This window comes from Delftia sp. PE138, from assembly GCF_018320755.1.
In the GTDB taxonomy this organism is placed as follows: domain Bacteria; phylum Pseudomonadota; class Gammaproteobacteria; order Burkholderiales; family Burkholderiaceae_C; genus Comamonas; species Comamonas tsuruhatensis.
The window spans coordinates 1,272,901-1,288,416 of sequence record NZ_JABEPN010000001.1 but is presented as its reverse complement, the minus strand read 5'-3'; the positions used below and the strand labels follow the sequence as shown (position 1 = coordinate 1,288,416).

General features: G+C 67.3%; 15 protein-coding genes. 14 read left to right on the top strand and 1 reads right to left on the bottom strand.

Annotation, left to right across the window (positions count from 1 at the left end; all coding sequences use genetic code 11):
- Nucleotides 1-141: 141 nt before the first annotated feature.
- From HFGMBDPB_RS05800 to HFGMBDPB_RS05765, 8 genes are all read left to right on the top strand, one after another.
- Nucleotides 142-879, top strand: a complete 738-nt coding sequence (locus HFGMBDPB_RS05800; protein ID WP_016451782.1) for a Crp/Fnr family transcriptional regulator — start codon at nucleotides 142-144, stop codon at nucleotides 877-879.
- A gap of 6 nt (nucleotides 880-885) precedes the next feature.
- Nucleotides 886-1,926, top strand: a complete 1,041-nt coding sequence (pyrC, locus tag HFGMBDPB_RS05795) for a dihydroorotase (protein ID WP_047469741.1) — start codon at nucleotides 886-888, stop codon at nucleotides 1,924-1,926.
- Between the two features lie 33 nt (nucleotides 1,927-1,959).
- Entirely contained in the window at nucleotides 1,960-2,868 is a 909-nt protein-coding gene (locus HFGMBDPB_RS05790; RefSeq protein ID WP_043789946.1) for an NYN domain-containing protein, read from the top strand.
- Nucleotides 2,865-3,674, top strand: a complete 810-nt coding sequence (locus tag HFGMBDPB_RS05785; RefSeq protein WP_126311326.1) for a DUF3025 domain-containing protein — start codon at nucleotides 2,865-2,867, stop codon at nucleotides 3,672-3,674. Before HFGMBDPB_RS05790 ends, HFGMBDPB_RS05785 begins: the two co-directional genes overlap by 4 nt.
- Nucleotides 3,675-3,756: 82 nt before the next feature.
- Nucleotides 3,757-4,635: a protease HtpX gene (gene htpX / locus HFGMBDPB_RS05780; protein ID WP_013804154.1), complete on the top strand. Its 879-nt coding sequence runs from the start codon at nucleotides 3,757-3,759 to the stop codon at nucleotides 4,633-4,635.
- Nucleotides 4,636-4,788: 153 nt separating this feature from the next.
- Nucleotides 4,789-5,046: a type II toxin-antitoxin system Phd/YefM family antitoxin gene (locus HFGMBDPB_RS05775; protein WP_016450294.1), complete on the top strand. Its 258-nt coding sequence runs from the start codon at nucleotides 4,789-4,791 to the stop codon at nucleotides 5,044-5,046.
- The gene (locus tag HFGMBDPB_RS05770) at nucleotides 5,046-5,471 is read left to right on the top strand and encodes a type II toxin-antitoxin system VapC family toxin (RefSeq protein WP_016450295.1); all 426 of its coding nucleotides are present in this window, start codon (nucleotides 5,046-5,048) and stop codon (nucleotides 5,469-5,471) included. Before HFGMBDPB_RS05775 ends, HFGMBDPB_RS05770 begins: the two co-directional genes overlap by 1 nt.
- 128 nt (nucleotides 5,472-5,599) lie before the next feature.
- Nucleotides 5,600-5,959 (top strand): YXWGXW repeat-containing protein, encoded by a 360-nt coding sequence (locus tag HFGMBDPB_RS05765; protein WP_126311328.1) that lies wholly within the window; start codon nucleotides 5,600-5,602, stop codon nucleotides 5,957-5,959.
- Nucleotide 5,960: 1 nt separating this feature from the next.
- Here HFGMBDPB_RS05765 and HFGMBDPB_RS05760 read toward each other — a convergent pair whose 3' ends face one another.
- The gene (locus tag HFGMBDPB_RS05760) at nucleotides 5,961-6,872 is read right to left on the bottom strand and encodes a LysR family transcriptional regulator (RefSeq protein WP_016450297.1); all 912 of its coding nucleotides are present in this window, start codon (nucleotides 6,870-6,872) and stop codon (nucleotides 5,961-5,963) included.
- A 278-nt stretch (nucleotides 6,873-7,150) separates the two neighbouring features.
- Between HFGMBDPB_RS05760 and HFGMBDPB_RS05755 the strand changes: the two genes are divergently transcribed.
- The 6 genes from HFGMBDPB_RS05755 to HFGMBDPB_RS05730 all read left to right on the top strand — a co-directional run bounded on the left by HFGMBDPB_RS05755 (nucleotide 7,151) and on the right by HFGMBDPB_RS05730 (nucleotide 15,400).
- The gene (locus HFGMBDPB_RS05755) at nucleotides 7,151-9,268 is read left to right on the top strand and encodes a 3-hydroxyacyl-CoA dehydrogenase NAD-binding domain-containing protein (protein ID WP_133073955.1); all 2,118 of its coding nucleotides are present in this window, start codon (nucleotides 7,151-7,153) and stop codon (nucleotides 9,266-9,268) included.
- A 172-nt stretch (nucleotides 9,269-9,440) separates the two neighbouring features.
- Nucleotides 9,441-10,637, top strand: coding sequence for an acetyl-CoA C-acyltransferase (locus HFGMBDPB_RS05750; protein WP_012203324.1), 1,197 nt, complete (start codon nucleotides 9,441-9,443; stop codon nucleotides 10,635-10,637).
- A gap of 166 nt (nucleotides 10,638-10,803) precedes the next feature.
- Nucleotides 10,804-12,000 (top strand): acyl-CoA dehydrogenase family protein, encoded by a 1,197-nt coding sequence (locus HFGMBDPB_RS05745; protein ID WP_016451776.1) that lies wholly within the window; start codon nucleotides 10,804-10,806, stop codon nucleotides 11,998-12,000.
- A 20-nt stretch (nucleotides 12,001-12,020) separates the two neighbouring features.
- Entirely contained in the window at nucleotides 12,021-13,157 is a 1,137-nt protein-coding gene (locus tag HFGMBDPB_RS05740) for an acyl-CoA dehydrogenase family protein (protein ID WP_046986936.1), read from the top strand.
- A 16-nt stretch (nucleotides 13,158-13,173) separates the two neighbouring features.
- Nucleotides 13,174-13,974, top strand: a complete 801-nt coding sequence (locus HFGMBDPB_RS05735) for an oxepin-CoA hydrolase, alternative type (protein WP_013804147.1) — start codon at nucleotides 13,174-13,176, stop codon at nucleotides 13,972-13,974.
- Nucleotides 13,975-14,149: 175 nt separating this feature from the next.
- Complete coding sequence (locus HFGMBDPB_RS05730; protein ID WP_016450302.1) at nucleotides 14,150-15,400, top strand: CaiB/BaiF CoA transferase family protein; 1,251 nt, start codon at nucleotides 14,150-14,152, stop codon at nucleotides 15,398-15,400.
- Nucleotides 15,401-15,516 lie beyond the last annotated feature (116 nt).

Sequence of the window (15,516 nt, the reverse complement as noted above, 5' to 3'; positions counted from 1 at the left end):
TTGGTAGCGCCCCGGATGCTTTGCCCGGTGGCTTGCTTGCTACTATCCCGAGCGACAGGGGATGCACTCTGTCAAGCCATTGACAAATGGCGGTACATGGGCACCGGACTAACCCGGGGCCTTCGACATCGTGAGAGAACCATGCGCTCCAAGCCTGCTCCCGTGGCCGACCCTTCGGCGCTGATCCGCCGCGCCCTGGGCCTGTGCCGCATGCTGCGCAACTGGCCGCCCGAGGTGCTCGATGAGCTGACGGCGCTGTCCCGCCTGGGCCGCTACGAGCGCCACCAGCAGGTGCGCGCCGCCGACCCCAAGCGGCGCGAGGTGCTGGTGGTGGCTTCGGGCTGCGTGGAAGTGGGCGGCGTGGACGCCACGGGCTCGCGCTTCGTGCTGTCCATGCACAGCGCGGGCGACATCGTGGGCCTGGCGCGGCTGCTGGAGCACACGCAATTCGTCTACGACTACCACGCGCACCAGCCCACCGTGCTGGTGGAGATCCCCGGCGAGTCTTTCCTGGCCCTGCTCGATGCCCATCCGCTGCTGTGGAAGGACATCTGCCTGCTGGTGCTGGCACGCATGCACGAGCTGATCGTCGTCCAGCAGCGCCACGCCTTCAGCAACATCGACAACCGCGTGGCCGAGCTGCTGGCGCGGCTGGCCCCCACGCATGGCCAGCCCGCGCCCGACGGGCAGGGCGTGGTGCTGCGCATCTCGCAGAGCGACCTGGCCGCCATGCTGTCGGTCTCGCGCCAGACCATCAACAAGGAGCTGCGCCTGCTGGAGCAGCGCGGCCTGCTGCAGGCCGCCTATGGGCGGCTGACGCTGGTCGATCTTGCCGGCCTGGGGCGCGCGGCCGCAGCCGGCCCGGCAATGGGACAATAGCGCACCATGACCGCCTCCACCGACACCCTCACGATCACCCGTCCCGATGACTGGCACCTGCACGTGCGCGATGGCGAAGCCATGCGCAGCGTGGTGCCGCATACGGCCGCGCAGTTTGCGCGCGCCATCATCATGCCCAACCTCAAGCCGCCGGTGACCACTGCCGAGCAGGCGCTGGAGTACAGGCAGCGCATCCTCTCGGCCGTGCCCGAGGGCATGGCCTTCGAGCCGCTGATGACGCTGTACCTCACCGACAACCTGCCGCCCGAGGAAATCGTGCGCGCCAAGGCGGCCGGCGTCGTGGCCTGCAAGCTCTACCCGGCTGGCGCCACCACCAACAGCGACCACGGCGTCACCGACCTGCGCAAGATCTACCCCACGCTGCAAGCCATGCAGCGCGAAGGCCTGCTGCTGCTGGTGCACGGCGAAGTCACCAGCAGCGACATCGACCTGTTCGACCGCGAAGCCGCCTTCATCGACCAGCACCTGATCCCGCTGCGCCGCGACTTCCCCGAACTCAAGATCGTCTTCGAGCACATCACCACGCGCGAAGCCGCCCAGTACGTGACCGAGGCCGACCGCTTCGTGGGCGCCACCATCACGCCCCAGCATCTGCTGTTCAACCGCAACGCCATCTTCACGGGCGGCATCCGTCCCCACTACTACTGCCTGCCCGTGCTCAAGCGCGAGACGCACCGCCTGGCCCTGGTCGAGGCAGCCACCAGCGGCCTGCCCAAATTCTTCCTGGGCACGGACAGCGCGCCGCACGCGGCCCATCTCAAGGAACACGCCACGGGCTGCGCGGGCTGCTACAGCGCCCACGCCGCCATCGAGATGTATGCCGAGGCCTTCGACAATGCCGGCGCGCTGGACAAGCTCGAAGCCTTCGCCAGCTTCAACGGCCCGGACTTCTACAGCCTGCCGCGCAACACCGGCAAGATCACCCTGGTGCGCGAGAGCTGGACGCCGCCGGACAGCTTCGCCTTCGGCGAGGCGCAACTGAAGCCGCTGCGCTCCGGCGAAGCCCTGCCCTGGAAGCTGGTTTAAGCTGGCGGGACTGCCACCCGCCAGAGGATTGCCATGCCTGAGCCGCAACCGCGCATCGCCCTGCTGATCGACGCCGACAACGCGCCGGCCGAGATGATCGACGAGATCCTGACCGAGCTGTCGACCTTCGGCGTCATCGACATCCGCCGCGCCTACGGCAACTGGACCAAGCATTCGCTCAGCGGCTGGCAGCGCAAGCTGCTGGATTTCGCACTGCGGCCGATGCAGCAGTTCGACTACTCCAAGCACAAGAACGCCACCGACATGGCGATGACCGTGGACGCCATGGAGCTGCTCTACACCGAGCGGCCCGACGCCTTCGGCATCGTCTCCTCCGACGCCGACTTCACCCCGCTGGTGATGCACCTGCGCTCCAAGGGCGCGGCCGTCTACGGCTTCGGCATGGCGCAGACACCCCAACCCTTCGTCAATGCCTGCTCGCGCTTCCTGTACCTGGAAGCGCTGGGCGAGGCGGCGCCCGCCAACGGCAATGGCCAGGACGCCGCGCATGAGGCAAGCCAGGCGGCGGTGCCGCCCGTGGCTGCATCGGCCGCCGCCGTGCCCCAGCCGCCCAACGGTGCCGGCAAGGAACGCGCGCCGGCCCAGGCCGAGCAGGCACCTGCCTCCTTGTCCGTTCCCGAGCCGCAGCGCCCCTGCCTGCGCGTTCCTTCGCAGGAGCTGCGCCAGGACACGCGCCTGCTGAACATGCTGCGCAGCGCCGTCAACGCCACGCAGGACGAAAGCGGCTGGGCCCATGTGGGCGCCGTGGGCGCGCAGATCGGCAACAAGGCCTCGTTCGATGCGCGCAACTACGGCTATGCCACGCTCACCAAGCTGCTGGCGGCCACGCAGGCCTTCGAGATGCGCGACGAGGGCACCTCGCGCGTGGCCGTGCGTGACAAGCGCCTGGCCAAGGCGCAGTCCAGGCCGTCCGGCAATTGACGTTTCCCATCGACTGGAATGCGCCCTGGCTGCAGGGGCTGCAAACGCAGGGCAGGGCGGCCTGCCTGCAGGTGGCGCAGGGCCGGCCGGTCTGGCAGGCCTTGCAGTCACTGGCCGACGCACAGGCGCTGCCCTGGCGCTTTGTGCCCCAGCACGATCTGCCCGAAGGCATGGCCTACGAGCAATTCATCTTCGAGACGCGCTGCATCCCCACGCGCGACAACCTGCATGACTTCTTCAACGGCCTGATCTGGCTGCGCTGGCCCGCGCTCAAGCAGCGCTGCAATGCCCTGCAGGCCGGCGCCATTGCCCAGGCGGGCGTGGGCGCGCAGCGCGGGCCGCTGCGCGATGCCGTCACCGTGCTGGACGAGAACGGCGCCCTGCTGCTGGCGCCGGCCGCGCTGTGCGAGGCGCTGCGCCACCGGCGCTGGCACCAGCTCTTCGTGGAGCAGCGCGCACTATGGCGCCAGGCCAGGCTGCTGCCCATAGGCCATGCGCTGCTGGAAAAGCTGGTGCAGCCGCGCAAGCCCATCACGGCCCATGTGCTGTGCGTGCACACGGATGGTGCAGGCGCCACGCCGGCTTCTGGCGCAGCGGATATCGACGCCTGGCTGGCCGCCAGCGCCTGGCTGGAGCCGGACACGCTGGCGGCCAAGCCTTTTGCGCCCTTGCCGGTGCTGGGCGTGCCCGGCTGGTGGCGCGAAAACGAGAACTTTTCCTTCTATGATGACTCTCTCGTGTTCCGGGCGCCCCGTTCCGTACAAGCATCACAACAAGGAATGACAACGGCGCAGGACCCGGCTTGAAAACAGCCGGTCCGGCCCTCACTTTTCAACGCTGCAGGGCCCAGATCCTTCCCCCTTTCCCCACTTTGTGGAGAACCCACTGATGAAACGCATCGCACTTTTTCTATTGACCAACGTCGCCGTCGTGGTGGTGCTGGGCATCGTCGCCAGCCTGCTGGGCGTCAACCGCTTCCTGACCTCCAATGGCCTGAACCTCGGGGCCCTGCTGGGCTTCGCCTTCATCATGGGCTTTGGCGGCGCCATCATCTCGCTGCTGATCTCCAAGCCGCTGGCCAAGTGGAGCTCGGGCGTGCACGTGATCAACGAGCCGCGCAACGCCGATGAGGCCTGGATCGTCAACACCGTGCGCGGCTTCGCCGACCGTGCCGGCATCGGCATGCCCGAAGTCGGCATCTACGAGGGCGAGCCCAATGCCTTCGCCACCGGCGCCTTCAAGAACTCGGCCCTGGTGGCCGTGTCCACGGGCCTGCTGGAAGGCATGACGCGCGAAGAGGTGGAGGCCGTCATCGGCCACGAGGTCGCCCACATCGCCAATGGCGATATGGTGACCATGACCCTGATCCAGGGCGTGATGAACACCTTCGTGGTCTTCCTGTCGCGCGTCATCGGCTATGCCGTGGACAGCTTCCTGCGCAAGAACGACGAAAGCAGCTCGGGCCCCGGCATCGGCTACTACGTGACCACCATCGTGCTGGACATCGTGCTGGGCTTCCTGGCCGCCATCATCGTGGCCTGGTTCTCGCGCCAGCGCGAATTCCGCGCCGACGCGGGTGCCGCCCAGCTCATGGGCCGCAAGCAGCCCATGATGAACGCCCTGGCCCGCCTGGGCGGCATGCACCCCGGCGAGCTGCCCAAGAGCGTGGCCGCCATGGGCATTGCCGGTGGCATCGGCAAGCTGTTCTCGACCCACCCGCCGATCGAAGAGCGCATTGCCGCGCTGCAAAACGCGCAGAACCTCTGATTCAGGATCAGGTTCGACACGCTGGAGCCTGTCCAGTGGGGCCCGGTCATTGACTGGGCTCCGCTTCCCGAAGCCCCATCAGAAATGCTTGTCCGGTACTCCATTTTTGCGAATGTAGTAACGTACAAGCATTTTCTTTGACGGAGGTGCGTCATGCAGATTTCGACCTTCAGCAGCCGTGAATTCAACCAGCATGTTTCCGCTGCCAAGAAAGCGGCCAGTGGTGATGACGTGGTCTACATCCTGGACCGGGGGCAACCTGCCCACGTGCTGATGAGCATTGAGAAATTCCGTGAACTGTCGGGGCAGACCCGGAACATTCTTCAATTGCTGGCCATGCCCGAGGCCGCCGATATCGATTTCGACATTGAGCGCGCGAAGGATTTGCCGCGCGCCGTGGACCTGTCCTGATGTATCTGGTGGACTCCAACGTCGTTTCCGAACTGCGCAAGGCATCGTCGGGCCGCGCGAACGATGGCGTTGTGGCCTGGGCGCAATCGGTCGCGGCCGAGTCCCTTTTCATCAGCGCGATCACGCTGATGGAGCTGGAGAAAGGCGTGCAGTTGAAAGCCCGGCAAGACCCGATTGCCGGGCAGGTGCTGCGCCGCTGGCTGGTGGAGCGCGTGTTCACGGCCTTTCAGGGGCGTGTACTGCCAGTGGATGCGATGGTGGCCATGGAAAACGCGGCCTACCACGTGCCTGCGCCGCGGCCGCTGGCCGACAGCCTGATCGCGGCCACGGCGAAGGTGCATGGCTTGTGCGTGGTCACCCGCAACATCAAGGACTTCGAGCCGTTCCAAGTTCATGGAGTGCGCGTCTTGAACCCTTGGATGTAGGGCCCGTCTCAACCCCACGTACAGCCAGACTTGATCTTTACCCAGGCTTCACAAGCCCCTGTCAACAACCGGCAGGGGCTTTTTCGTTGTATCTGCATGGCCGTACTAAGCGCGGCCAGGAGTGCATCGTGAAGCCTGTATTCATTCAAACGCCGGGCCGTCGCCTGGTTCCTACCCTGGTCCTGGCTGCCGCTGCGGTGGCGTTGACCGGCTGCGTGGTGGCGCCTGCCTATCCCGTAGGTCCTTCGGGCGAGGTGGTCTATGCGCCCATGGCGCCGCCGCCGGTGCAGACCGAGGTCATTCCGGTCGCTCCCTCGCCGGTCCATGTCTGGATCGGCGGCTCCTGGGGCTGGGGTGGCGGCCGTTATGCCTGGCGTCCTGGTTATTGGGCGGCGCCGCCGCATCCCGGCTATGCCTGGCGCCCGCACCGCTGGGACCATGGGCCGCGCGGCTGGTACCAGCGTCCCGGCGGCTGGTATCGCCGCTGAGTCAGGTGGCGGCGGCGTCGGCGCTGCCACCCTGGCCGGCCTTGGCCAGCAGGAAGTCGATGCAGGTGCGCACGGCCCGCGTCTGGTGGCGGTCGGGCAGGTACAGCAGGTACATGTGGGTGCCGAAGATGCTCAGGCGGTACTCCTGCAGGGTCAGCACCACCTCGCCGCTGGCCACCTTGTCCTGCACCACGTAGTCGGGCACCAGGCCCACGCCCAGGCCCGCCAGAATGCCCTGGCGCAGGAAGGGGAAGTGCTCGGAGATCATGGTCGGCGCCAGCAGCACCTCCTGGCGGTCCGTTCCCTGGTAGGCCGACAGGCGCAGCTGGCGGCCCATCACGCCGGCCGTGATCAGCGGGCTGTTGCGCAGCTCGTAGAGCGTGGTGGGCAGGCCGTGCTGCTGCGCATACTCGCGTGAGGCGCAGGCCACGTAGTGCACATTGCCCAGGCTGCGCGCAATCACCGACAGCGGCGGCTCCTGGATCACGCGGATGGCGATGTCCACCTCGTCGCGCAAATGGTCGGCCCGGTTCTCGAACAGCACATCCAGCACGATGGCCGGATACAGCCGCTTGAACTCGATCAGCCAGTCGCTCATCACGATCTGTCCATAGCCGCTGGGCACGCTCAGCCCCACGCGCCCTGCCATCCCCTGGCCCAGCGACGTGATCGTCTCGCGCGCCGACATCATCTCGTTCTGGATCGCGCGGCCATGCTCGTACATCCGCATCCCCACCTCGGTCGGCTCCACGCGCCGCGTGGTGCGCCGCACCAGCTGCACCCCCACCGATTTTTCCAGCTGCGTCAGGTGATAGCTCACATTGGCCCGCGTCATCTTCAGCTTGCGCGCCGCCTGGCTCAGATTGCCGCTATCGATGATTTCCACCAGCAGGGTTAGCGAGTTCAGATCCATTCAGTTCACCAAGCAAAACAGCGAGATCGAGCGCAAGAGCAGAGGGCATAAAACTGGCGCAACCCAAAGCGAGGGACACCGAGGAAGGGCCGTCCCGCACCGAGGGTGTCGTCCCCCTCCCCCGCGAAGCGGGTAGAGAGGGGGAAGCGGCGTAAGCCGCTCAGGGGGTTGTCAAATACGTTTTTACAGTCTGTCAATCATTCATGGGATTGTAAAGAACCATTGTCGTGGCAAGAATGGATGTTTTGAGTGGAAAACCCAAGTTCGGAGACATGCAGATGAGCGAACAAGCCCAGGCTTCCGTGGTCCAGACCCGCCTTGACGGCGCCGTGCTGGTGGTCAGCATCAACAACCCCCCCGTGAATGCCCTGGGCCAGGCCGTGCGCGCCGGCCTGCTGGCTGCCGTGGAGCAGGCCGAATCGGATGCCGCCGTCAAGGCCGTGCTCATCGTGGGTGAGGGCAAGGCCTTCATCGCCGGAGCAGACATCCGCGAATTCGGCAAGCCCGCCATGCCGCCCTCGCTGCCCGAGGTGCTCAATCGTCTCGAAGCCTCCGACAAGATCGTGGTCGCCGCCATCCATGGCCCGGCCTTGGGCGGCGGCCTGGAAGTGGCCATGTCGGCCCACTATCGCCTGGCTTTGCCGGCTGCCAAGCTCGGCCTGCCCGAAGTCAACCTGGGCCTGCTGCCCGGCGCTGGCGGCACGCAGCGCGCACCGCGCCTGATGGGCGTGAAGGCGGCCGCCGACCTCATGCTCAGCGGCAAGCACCTGTCGGCCAAGGCCGCGCTCGCCGCCGGCCTGGTGGACAAGCTGGTGGACGGCACGGATGCCACGGCCGCAGGCCTGGCCTACGCCAACGAGCTGCTGGCAACCAATACTGCGCCGCGCCGCACGCGTGACATCGAGATTGCCGACAAGGCCGCCGCGCTGGCCGAACTCGACGCGCTGGCCGCCGACACCGCCAAGAAGAGCCGCGGCCTGTTCTCGCCGCTGAAGATCGTGGAATGCGTGCGCGCCGCCGTGGAGCTGCCCTTCGACGAAGGCATCGCCAAGGAGCGCGCCCTGTTCGTGGAGTGCCTGAACAGCCCGCAGCGCGCCGGCCTGATCCACGCCTTCTTCGCCGAGCGCGAAACCGCCAAGATTCCCGAAGCCAAGGCCGCTGCGCCGCGCCACTTTGCCAAGATCGCCGTCATCGGCGGCGGCACCATGGGCGCCGGCATCACGGTGTCCGCGCTGGACGCGGGCCTCACGGTGACCATGATCGAGCGCGACGCCGAGTCCATCGCGCGCGGCCAGGCCAATGTGGAGAAGGTCTACAACGGCCTGATCGCCAAGGGCCGCATGACCGAGGAGGCCAAGGCCGCCGTCATGGCGCGCTACACCCCCAGCACCTCCTATGACGACATCAAGGATGTGGACCTGGTGATCGAGGCCGTGTTCGAGGACCTCGAGGTCAAGAAGGCCGTGTTCAAGGAACTGGACCGCGTCTGCAAGCCCGGCGCCGTGCTGGCCACCAACACCTCCTACCTGGACATCGACGCCATTGCCGCCGCCACCTCGCGCCCGCAGGACGTGATCGGCCTGCACTTCTTCAGCCCCGCCAACATCATGAAGCTGCTGGAGATCGTGGTGCCCGCCAAGGTGGCGCCCGACGTGGTGACCACGGCCTTCGAGCTGGCCAAGCGCATGAAGAAGGTGCCCGTGCGTGCCGGCGTCTGCGACGGCTTCATCGGCAACCGCATCCTGGCCGTCTACAAGCAGGCTGCCGACTACATCATGGAAGACGGCGCCAGCCCCTACGAGATCGACGAGGCCGTGCGCGGCTTCGGCTACCCGATGGGCCCGTTCCAGGTCACCGACCTGGCCGGCGGCGACATCGGCTGGGCCACGCGCAAGCGGCGTGCTGCCACGCGCGATCCCAAGGCCCGATACGTCGAAGTGGCCGACCGCGTCTGCGAGCGCGGCTGGTTCGGCCAGAAGACGGGCCGTGGCTTCTACCTCTACCCGCAGGGCGCACGCGTCGGCCAGCCCGACCCCGAAGTGCTGGCCATCGTCGATGCCGAGCGCGCCAAGAAGGGCGTGACGCCGCGCCAATTCACCCCTGAGGAAATCATGCGCCGCTACATGGCCGCCATGGTCAACGAAGGCGCCAAGGTGGTGGAGGAGGGCATTGCCCTGCGCCCGCTGGACGTGGACGTGACCTTCCTGTCCGGCTACGGCTTCCCGCGCTTTCGTGGCGGTCCCATGAAGTGGGCCGACATGCAAGGTCTGGACAAGGTGCTGGCCGACATCCGCGAATTCGCCAAGGAAGACGCGCTGTTCTGGAAGCCCGCTCCCCTGCTCGAAAAGCTCGTGGCAGAAGGCCGCGATTTCGAAAGCCTGAACAAGGCAGCGTAACTGATCACCCCCTGAGCCGCTGCGCGGCTTCCCCCTCTCTCGCTACGCGGGAGGGGGACGACACCCTCGGTGTGGGGTGGCGCGGCCGGCGTAGGCCCTTCCTCGGTGTCCCCGACTGGGCCGCGCCGACAACAAGTAATAGAAATTCCCAAGAGACAAGCAAGGACCGACCATGCGCGAAGCCGTCATCGTTTCCACTGCCCGCACGCCCCTGACCAAGTCGCACCGCGGCGAGTTCAACGTCACGCCCGCCGCCCAGCTGGCGGCCTTCTCGGTCAAGGCCGCGGTCGAGCGCTCGGGCATCGACCCGGCCATGATCGAGGACCTGATCCTGGGCTGCGGCAACCCCGACGGCTTCCAGGGCCGCAACCTGGGCCGCCAGACCGTGCTGCGCGCCGAGCTGCCCCTGTCCATCGCGGGCACGACCATCACGCGCTTTTGCGCCTCGGGCCTGCAGTCCATCGCCATCGCGGCGGGCCGCATCGTGGCCGAGGGCGTGGACGCCATGCTGGCCGGCGGCATCGAGACCATCTCGGGCATCCGCCCCGGCAACAACCTGCCCACCGACATGGACCCCTGGCTGGTCGAGCACAAGCCCGCGCTGTACATGGCCATGATCGACACGGCCGACATCGTGGCGCGCCGCTACGGCATCAGCCGCGAGGACCAGGACGCCTTCTCGCTGCAAAGCCAGCAGCGCACGGCCGCCGCCCAGGCCGCCGACCTGTTCAAGGACGAAATCATTGCCTGCGCCACGCGCATGGCCGAGAAGAACAAGGATACGGGCGAGATCACCTACCGCGACGTGGTCGCCACCAAGGACAACTGCAACCGCGCCTCCACCACGTTGGAAGGCCTGGCCAAGCTGGAACCCGTCAAGGGCCCGGACCAGTTCATCACGGCCGGCAATGCCTCGCAGCTGTCCGATGGATCGTCGGCCTGCGTGCTGATGGAAGCCAGGCAGGCCGAGCGCCTGGGCCTGTCCCCGCTGGGCGCCTTCCGCGGCTTTGCCGTGGCCGGCTGCGAGCCTGACGAAATGGGCATCGGCCCCGTCTTCGCGGTCCCCAAGCTGCTGGCGCGCCACGGCCTCAAGGTCGAGGACATCGACCTGTGGGAACTCAACGAGGCCTTCGCCTCACAGGCCCTGTACTGCCAGCGCAAGCTGGGCATTCCCAACGAGCGCCTGAACGTCAACGGCGGCGCCATCTCCATCGGCCATCCCTTCGGCATGACGGGTGCGCGCCTGGCCGGCCACATCCTGCTGGAAGGCCGGCGCCGCAAGGCCCGGGACGCGTCAGTCAAGTGGGGCGTGGTCACCATGTGCATCGCTGGTGGCATGGGCGCTGCAGGCCTGTTCGAAATTTATTGAATAAGCACCCCCTGAGCGGCTGGCGCCGCTTCCCCCTCTCTCGCTTCGCGGGAGGGGAACGACGCCCTTGCTGCGGGGCGGCCCTTGCTCGGCGTCCCTCGCTTAGGGCACGCCAATTTCAGGGCTGCAAACGGCTTACAACGCCACGGATTACTGGGGAATAGCAATGGATTTGCAATTTACGACTGAAGAACTGGCCTTCCGCGACGAGGTTCGCGGCTTCCTCAAGGACAAGCTGCCCGAGGACCTGTCGCACAAGGTCAAGAACGGCCTGCAGCTGACCAAGCAGGACATGGAGCGCTGGCACGCCATCCTCAACGAGCGCGGCTGGCTGGCCAACCACTGGCCCGAGCAGCACGGCGGCCCGGGCTGGAGCGCGGTGCAGAAATTCATCTTCGAGCATGAATGCGCACTGGCGGGCACGCCGCGCATCGTGCCCTTCGGGCTGAGCATGCTGGGCCCCGTCCTGATCAAGTACGGCAACGAGGCGCAAAAGGCCCACTGGCTGCCGCGCATCCTCAATGGCGCCGACTGGTGGTGCCAGGGCTATTCGGAGCCGGGTTCGGGTTCGGACCTGGCCTCGGTCAAGACGTCGGCCGTGCGCGATGGCGATCACTACATCGTCAACGGCCAGAAGACCTGGACCACGCTGGGCCAGCACGCCAACATGATCTTCTGCCTGGTGCGCACCAACCGCGAAGCCAAGGCGCAGCAGGGCATCAGCTTCCTGCTGGTGGACATGAACTCGCCCGGCGTGGAAGTGCGCCCCATCATCACGCTGGACGGCGAGCACGAGGTCAACGAAGTCTTCTTCACCGACGTCAAGGTGCCCGTGGAAAACCTGGTCGGCGAGGAGAACAAGGGCTGGACCTACGCCAAGTACCTGCTGACCTACGAGCGCACCAACATCGCGGGCGTGGGCTTCTCGGTGGCCGGCCTGGAAAAGCTCAAGGCCGTCGCCGGCCGCATGCTGCGCAACGGCAAGCCGCTGACGCAGGACCCGCTGTTTGCGGCCCGCCTGGCCAAGGTCGAGATCGACCTGGAGAACATGAAGACCACCAACCTGCGCGTGATCGCCGCCGTGGCCGGCGGCGGCGTGCCGGGCGCCGAAAGCTCCATGCTCAAGATCCGCGGCACCGAGATCCGCCAGGAAATCCTGTCCCTGGTACGCCGCGCCATGGGCCCCTACGCCGCGCCCTTCATCGAAGAGGCCCTGCAGGCCGGCTACGACCAGCCCGCCATCGGCGACGCTGCAGCCGCCACGGCCGCCGCCGCGTACTTCAACTACCGCAAGCTGTCGATCTTCGGCGGCTCCAACGAAATCCAGAAGAACATCATCTCCAAGATGATCCTCGGCCTCTGATCCGGCAAGGAAAACGGAACATGAACTTCGAACACACCGAAGACCGCCGCATGCTGGCGGACAGCCTCAACCGCTTCGTCTCCGAGCAGTACGCCATCGAGGCGCGCAACCACGTCGCCTATGGCGAGGAAGGCCACAGCCCGCTGCTGTATGGCCAGTTCGCGGACATCGGCGCCATCGGCGCGCTGTTCCCCGAGGACGCTGGCGGCTTCGGCGGGCAGGGCTTCGACATCAGCGTGGTCTTCGAATGCCTGGGCCGCGGCCTGGTGGCCGAGCCGCTGCTGGGCGCCCTGGTCGTGGGCCAGGCCCTGATCGCGGCTGGCAGCGATGCGCAAAAGGAACAGCTGGCAGCCATCATCGGCGGCACGTCCATTGCGGCCCTGGCCCATGACGAGCCCGGCAGCCACTACGAGCTCAACAACGTCGCCACCACGGCCGTGCGCAGCGGCGACGGCTGGGTGCTGAACGGCGCCAAGGGCGTGGTCGCCTTCGGCGAGAAGGCCGACCTGCTGCTGGTCTCGGCCCGCACCTCGGGCAGCCAGTACGACGAGGCCGGCATCAGCCTGTTCCTGGTCCCCGGCAATGCCGCAGGCATCCAAAAGCGCGGCTACAACCGCATCGAGGGCGGCCGCGCGGCCGAGCTGGTGCTGGACAAGGTGCAGGTCGGCGCAGACGCCCTGCTGGGCGAAGAAGGCCGGGGCCTGTCCCTGCTGGAACGTATCAGCGGCTACGCCGTGCTGGCGCTGACCGCCGAGGCCGTGGGCGCCATGGACGTGGCCAAGGACCAGACGCTGGAGTACCTGCGCACGCGCAAGCAGTTCGGCGTGCCCATCGGCAGCTTCCAGGCCCTGCAGCACCGCATGGCCGACCTGCTGCTGGAAGTGGAGCAGGCGCGCTCGGCCGTGATCAACGCGGCCGCCGCCATTGCGGACGAAGACCGCGTGGCGCGCGAGAAGGCCCTGTCGGCCGCCAAGTACAGCATCGGCCGCATCGGCACCCTGGTGGCCGAGGAAAGCATCCAGATGCATGGCGGCATCGGCATGACCTGGGAGCTGCCCCTGGCCCACTACGCCAAGCGCCTGGTCATGATCGACCACCAGTTCGGCGACGAGGACCACCACCTCTCCCGCTACATCGCCCTGGGCGCCCAGCACTGAGCCAAGGAAAGCCGCCATGACCGAAGCGAACCAAGTCCTGCTGACCCGCCGCGAAGGCGCCGTGCTGGTGCTGTCCAACAACAACGTGGCCGCGCGCAACGCGCTGTCGCCCGAGTTCTACGCGGCCGTCTCGGCGGCGCTCAAGAGCGCGGCGACCGACCCCACCGTGGGCGCCGTGGTGCTCACGGGCGAGGGCGGCCACTTCTGCGCGGGCGGCGACCTGCGCCAGCTGGCCAAGCGCCGCGAGCTGCCGGTGCAGGAGCGACGCGCCAAGCTCGAAGGCCTGCATGACCTGATCCGCAGCGTGCGCGACTTTCCCAAGCCCGTGATCGCCGCCGTCGAAGGCGCGGCGGCCGGCGCGGGCCTGTCGCTGGCCCTGGCCTGCGACATGCTGGTGGCGGCGAAGAACGCCGTGTTCTCGGTCGCCTACGTCAAGGTCGGCCTCACGCCCGATGGCGGCGCCACCGCCTTCCTGGCCGAGTTCGTCTCGCGCCAGGTGCTGACCGAGCTGTGCCTGACCGGCGAGCGCATCAGCGGCGAGCGCCTGCATGCCCTGGGCCCCGTCAACCGCCTGTCCGAACCGGGCCAGGCCCAGGCCGACGCCGTGGCGCTGGCCGCCCAGGTGGCCACCGGCCCCGACCAGGCCATGGCCCTGATCAAGGACCTGTGCCGCCAGGCGCCGCGCAACACGCTGGAAGAGCAGCTGGAGCTGGAGGCGCAGTACATGGTGCGCTCGCAGGAGAGCGAGGAATCGCGCGAAGGCATTGGCGCCTTCCTCGAAAAGCGCGCTGCCGACTTCACCAAGCTGCGCGGCTGAAATGAAGCACCCCCTGAGCGGCTGCGCCGCTTCCCCCTCTCTCGCTACGCGGGAGGGGGACGGCGCCCTCGCTGCGGGGCGGCCCTTGCTAGGCGCCCCGGGTTTGGGCCACGCCAGTTGCAAGGGTTATGAGCCGTATGGACGTTGTTGAATAGAGGAATCTCAAGGAGACAAGATGGCAAGCAAGGAAAAATCGGGCGACATCGACTTCCCGCTGGAGGGTGTGCGCGTGCTCGACCTCTCGCGCGTGTTCGCGGGGCCGCTGTGCGGCATGGTGCTGGCCGACTTCGGCGCCGAAGTGGTCAAGGTCGAGCACCCGGGCCGCGGCGACGACACGCGCGACTGGGGCCTGCGCATCGGCAAGACCGAGACCACCTACTACAACAGCATGAACCGCAACAAGCGGTCCATCACGCTGGACCTGCAGACCCCCGAGGGCGTGAAGATCGTCCACGACCTGCTGCCCCAGTTCGACGTGGTCATCCACAACTTCAAGACCGGCGGCGCCGAGAAGCTGGGCCTGGGCTACGAACAGCTCAAGGCCATCAAGCCCGGCATCATCTACTGCGCCGTGGCCGGCTATGACAGCAGCGGGCCCGAGGCCAAGCGCCCCGGCTACGACCTGGTCATCCAGGGCGAGGCCGGCCTCATGGCGCTCAACGGCGAGGCCGGCACGCCGCCGCTCAAGTTCGGCGTGGCCGTGGTCGATCTCATGACCGGCATGTACGCGGCCCAGGCCATCCTGGCCGCGCTGTTCCGCCGCGAGCGCACGGGCAAGGGCCGCCTCATCGAGATGGCGCTGTACGACAGCGGCATCATGATCACCGGCTACTACGGCCTGGATGCCATGCAGCTGGGCCATGACCCCGAGCGCTACGGCAATGCCCACCCCTCCATCGTTCCCTACGGCATGTATGAGGCGGCCGACGGCCCGCTGATCATCGCCGTGGGCAACAACGCCCAGTTCGACAAGTTCTGCCGCCAGGTGGTGATGCGCCCCGACATCGTCGAGGACGAGCGTTTCTCCACCAACGTCAACCGCGCCAAGAACCGCCTGGAGCTGGGCCCCATGCTCAAGGAACTGATCCGCTCCTTCCCGCGCGATCTGCTGCTGGAGCGCCTGACGGCAGCCGGCATCCCCTGCGGCCGCGTGGCCGGCCTGCACGAGGCCCTGACCAGCGAGCGCACGCGCCGTGGCGGCCTGCTGCGTGACATGCCCCACCCCGTGGTCGGCACCACGCCCGTGTTCGCGCCGCCCTACCGCCTGGACGGCCAGCGCCTGCCCATACGCCATGCACCGCCCACGCTGGGCGAGGGCACGCGCGAGGTGCTGCACCGGCTGCTGAGCATGAGCGACGAGCAGCTGCAGCAGCTGCAGTCCAAGGGCGTGCTGACCCTGCCCGAGACCCCCGCGCAACAGGGATAAGAGGACCGATCACGCGACTGATTCCACGGGGGCCATTGATGCCCGGCTCCCGACCCGCCAGGTTTGCATGCCGCACCAAGACGGCACCCATAGACAGCAACACCCAGGAGACAAAG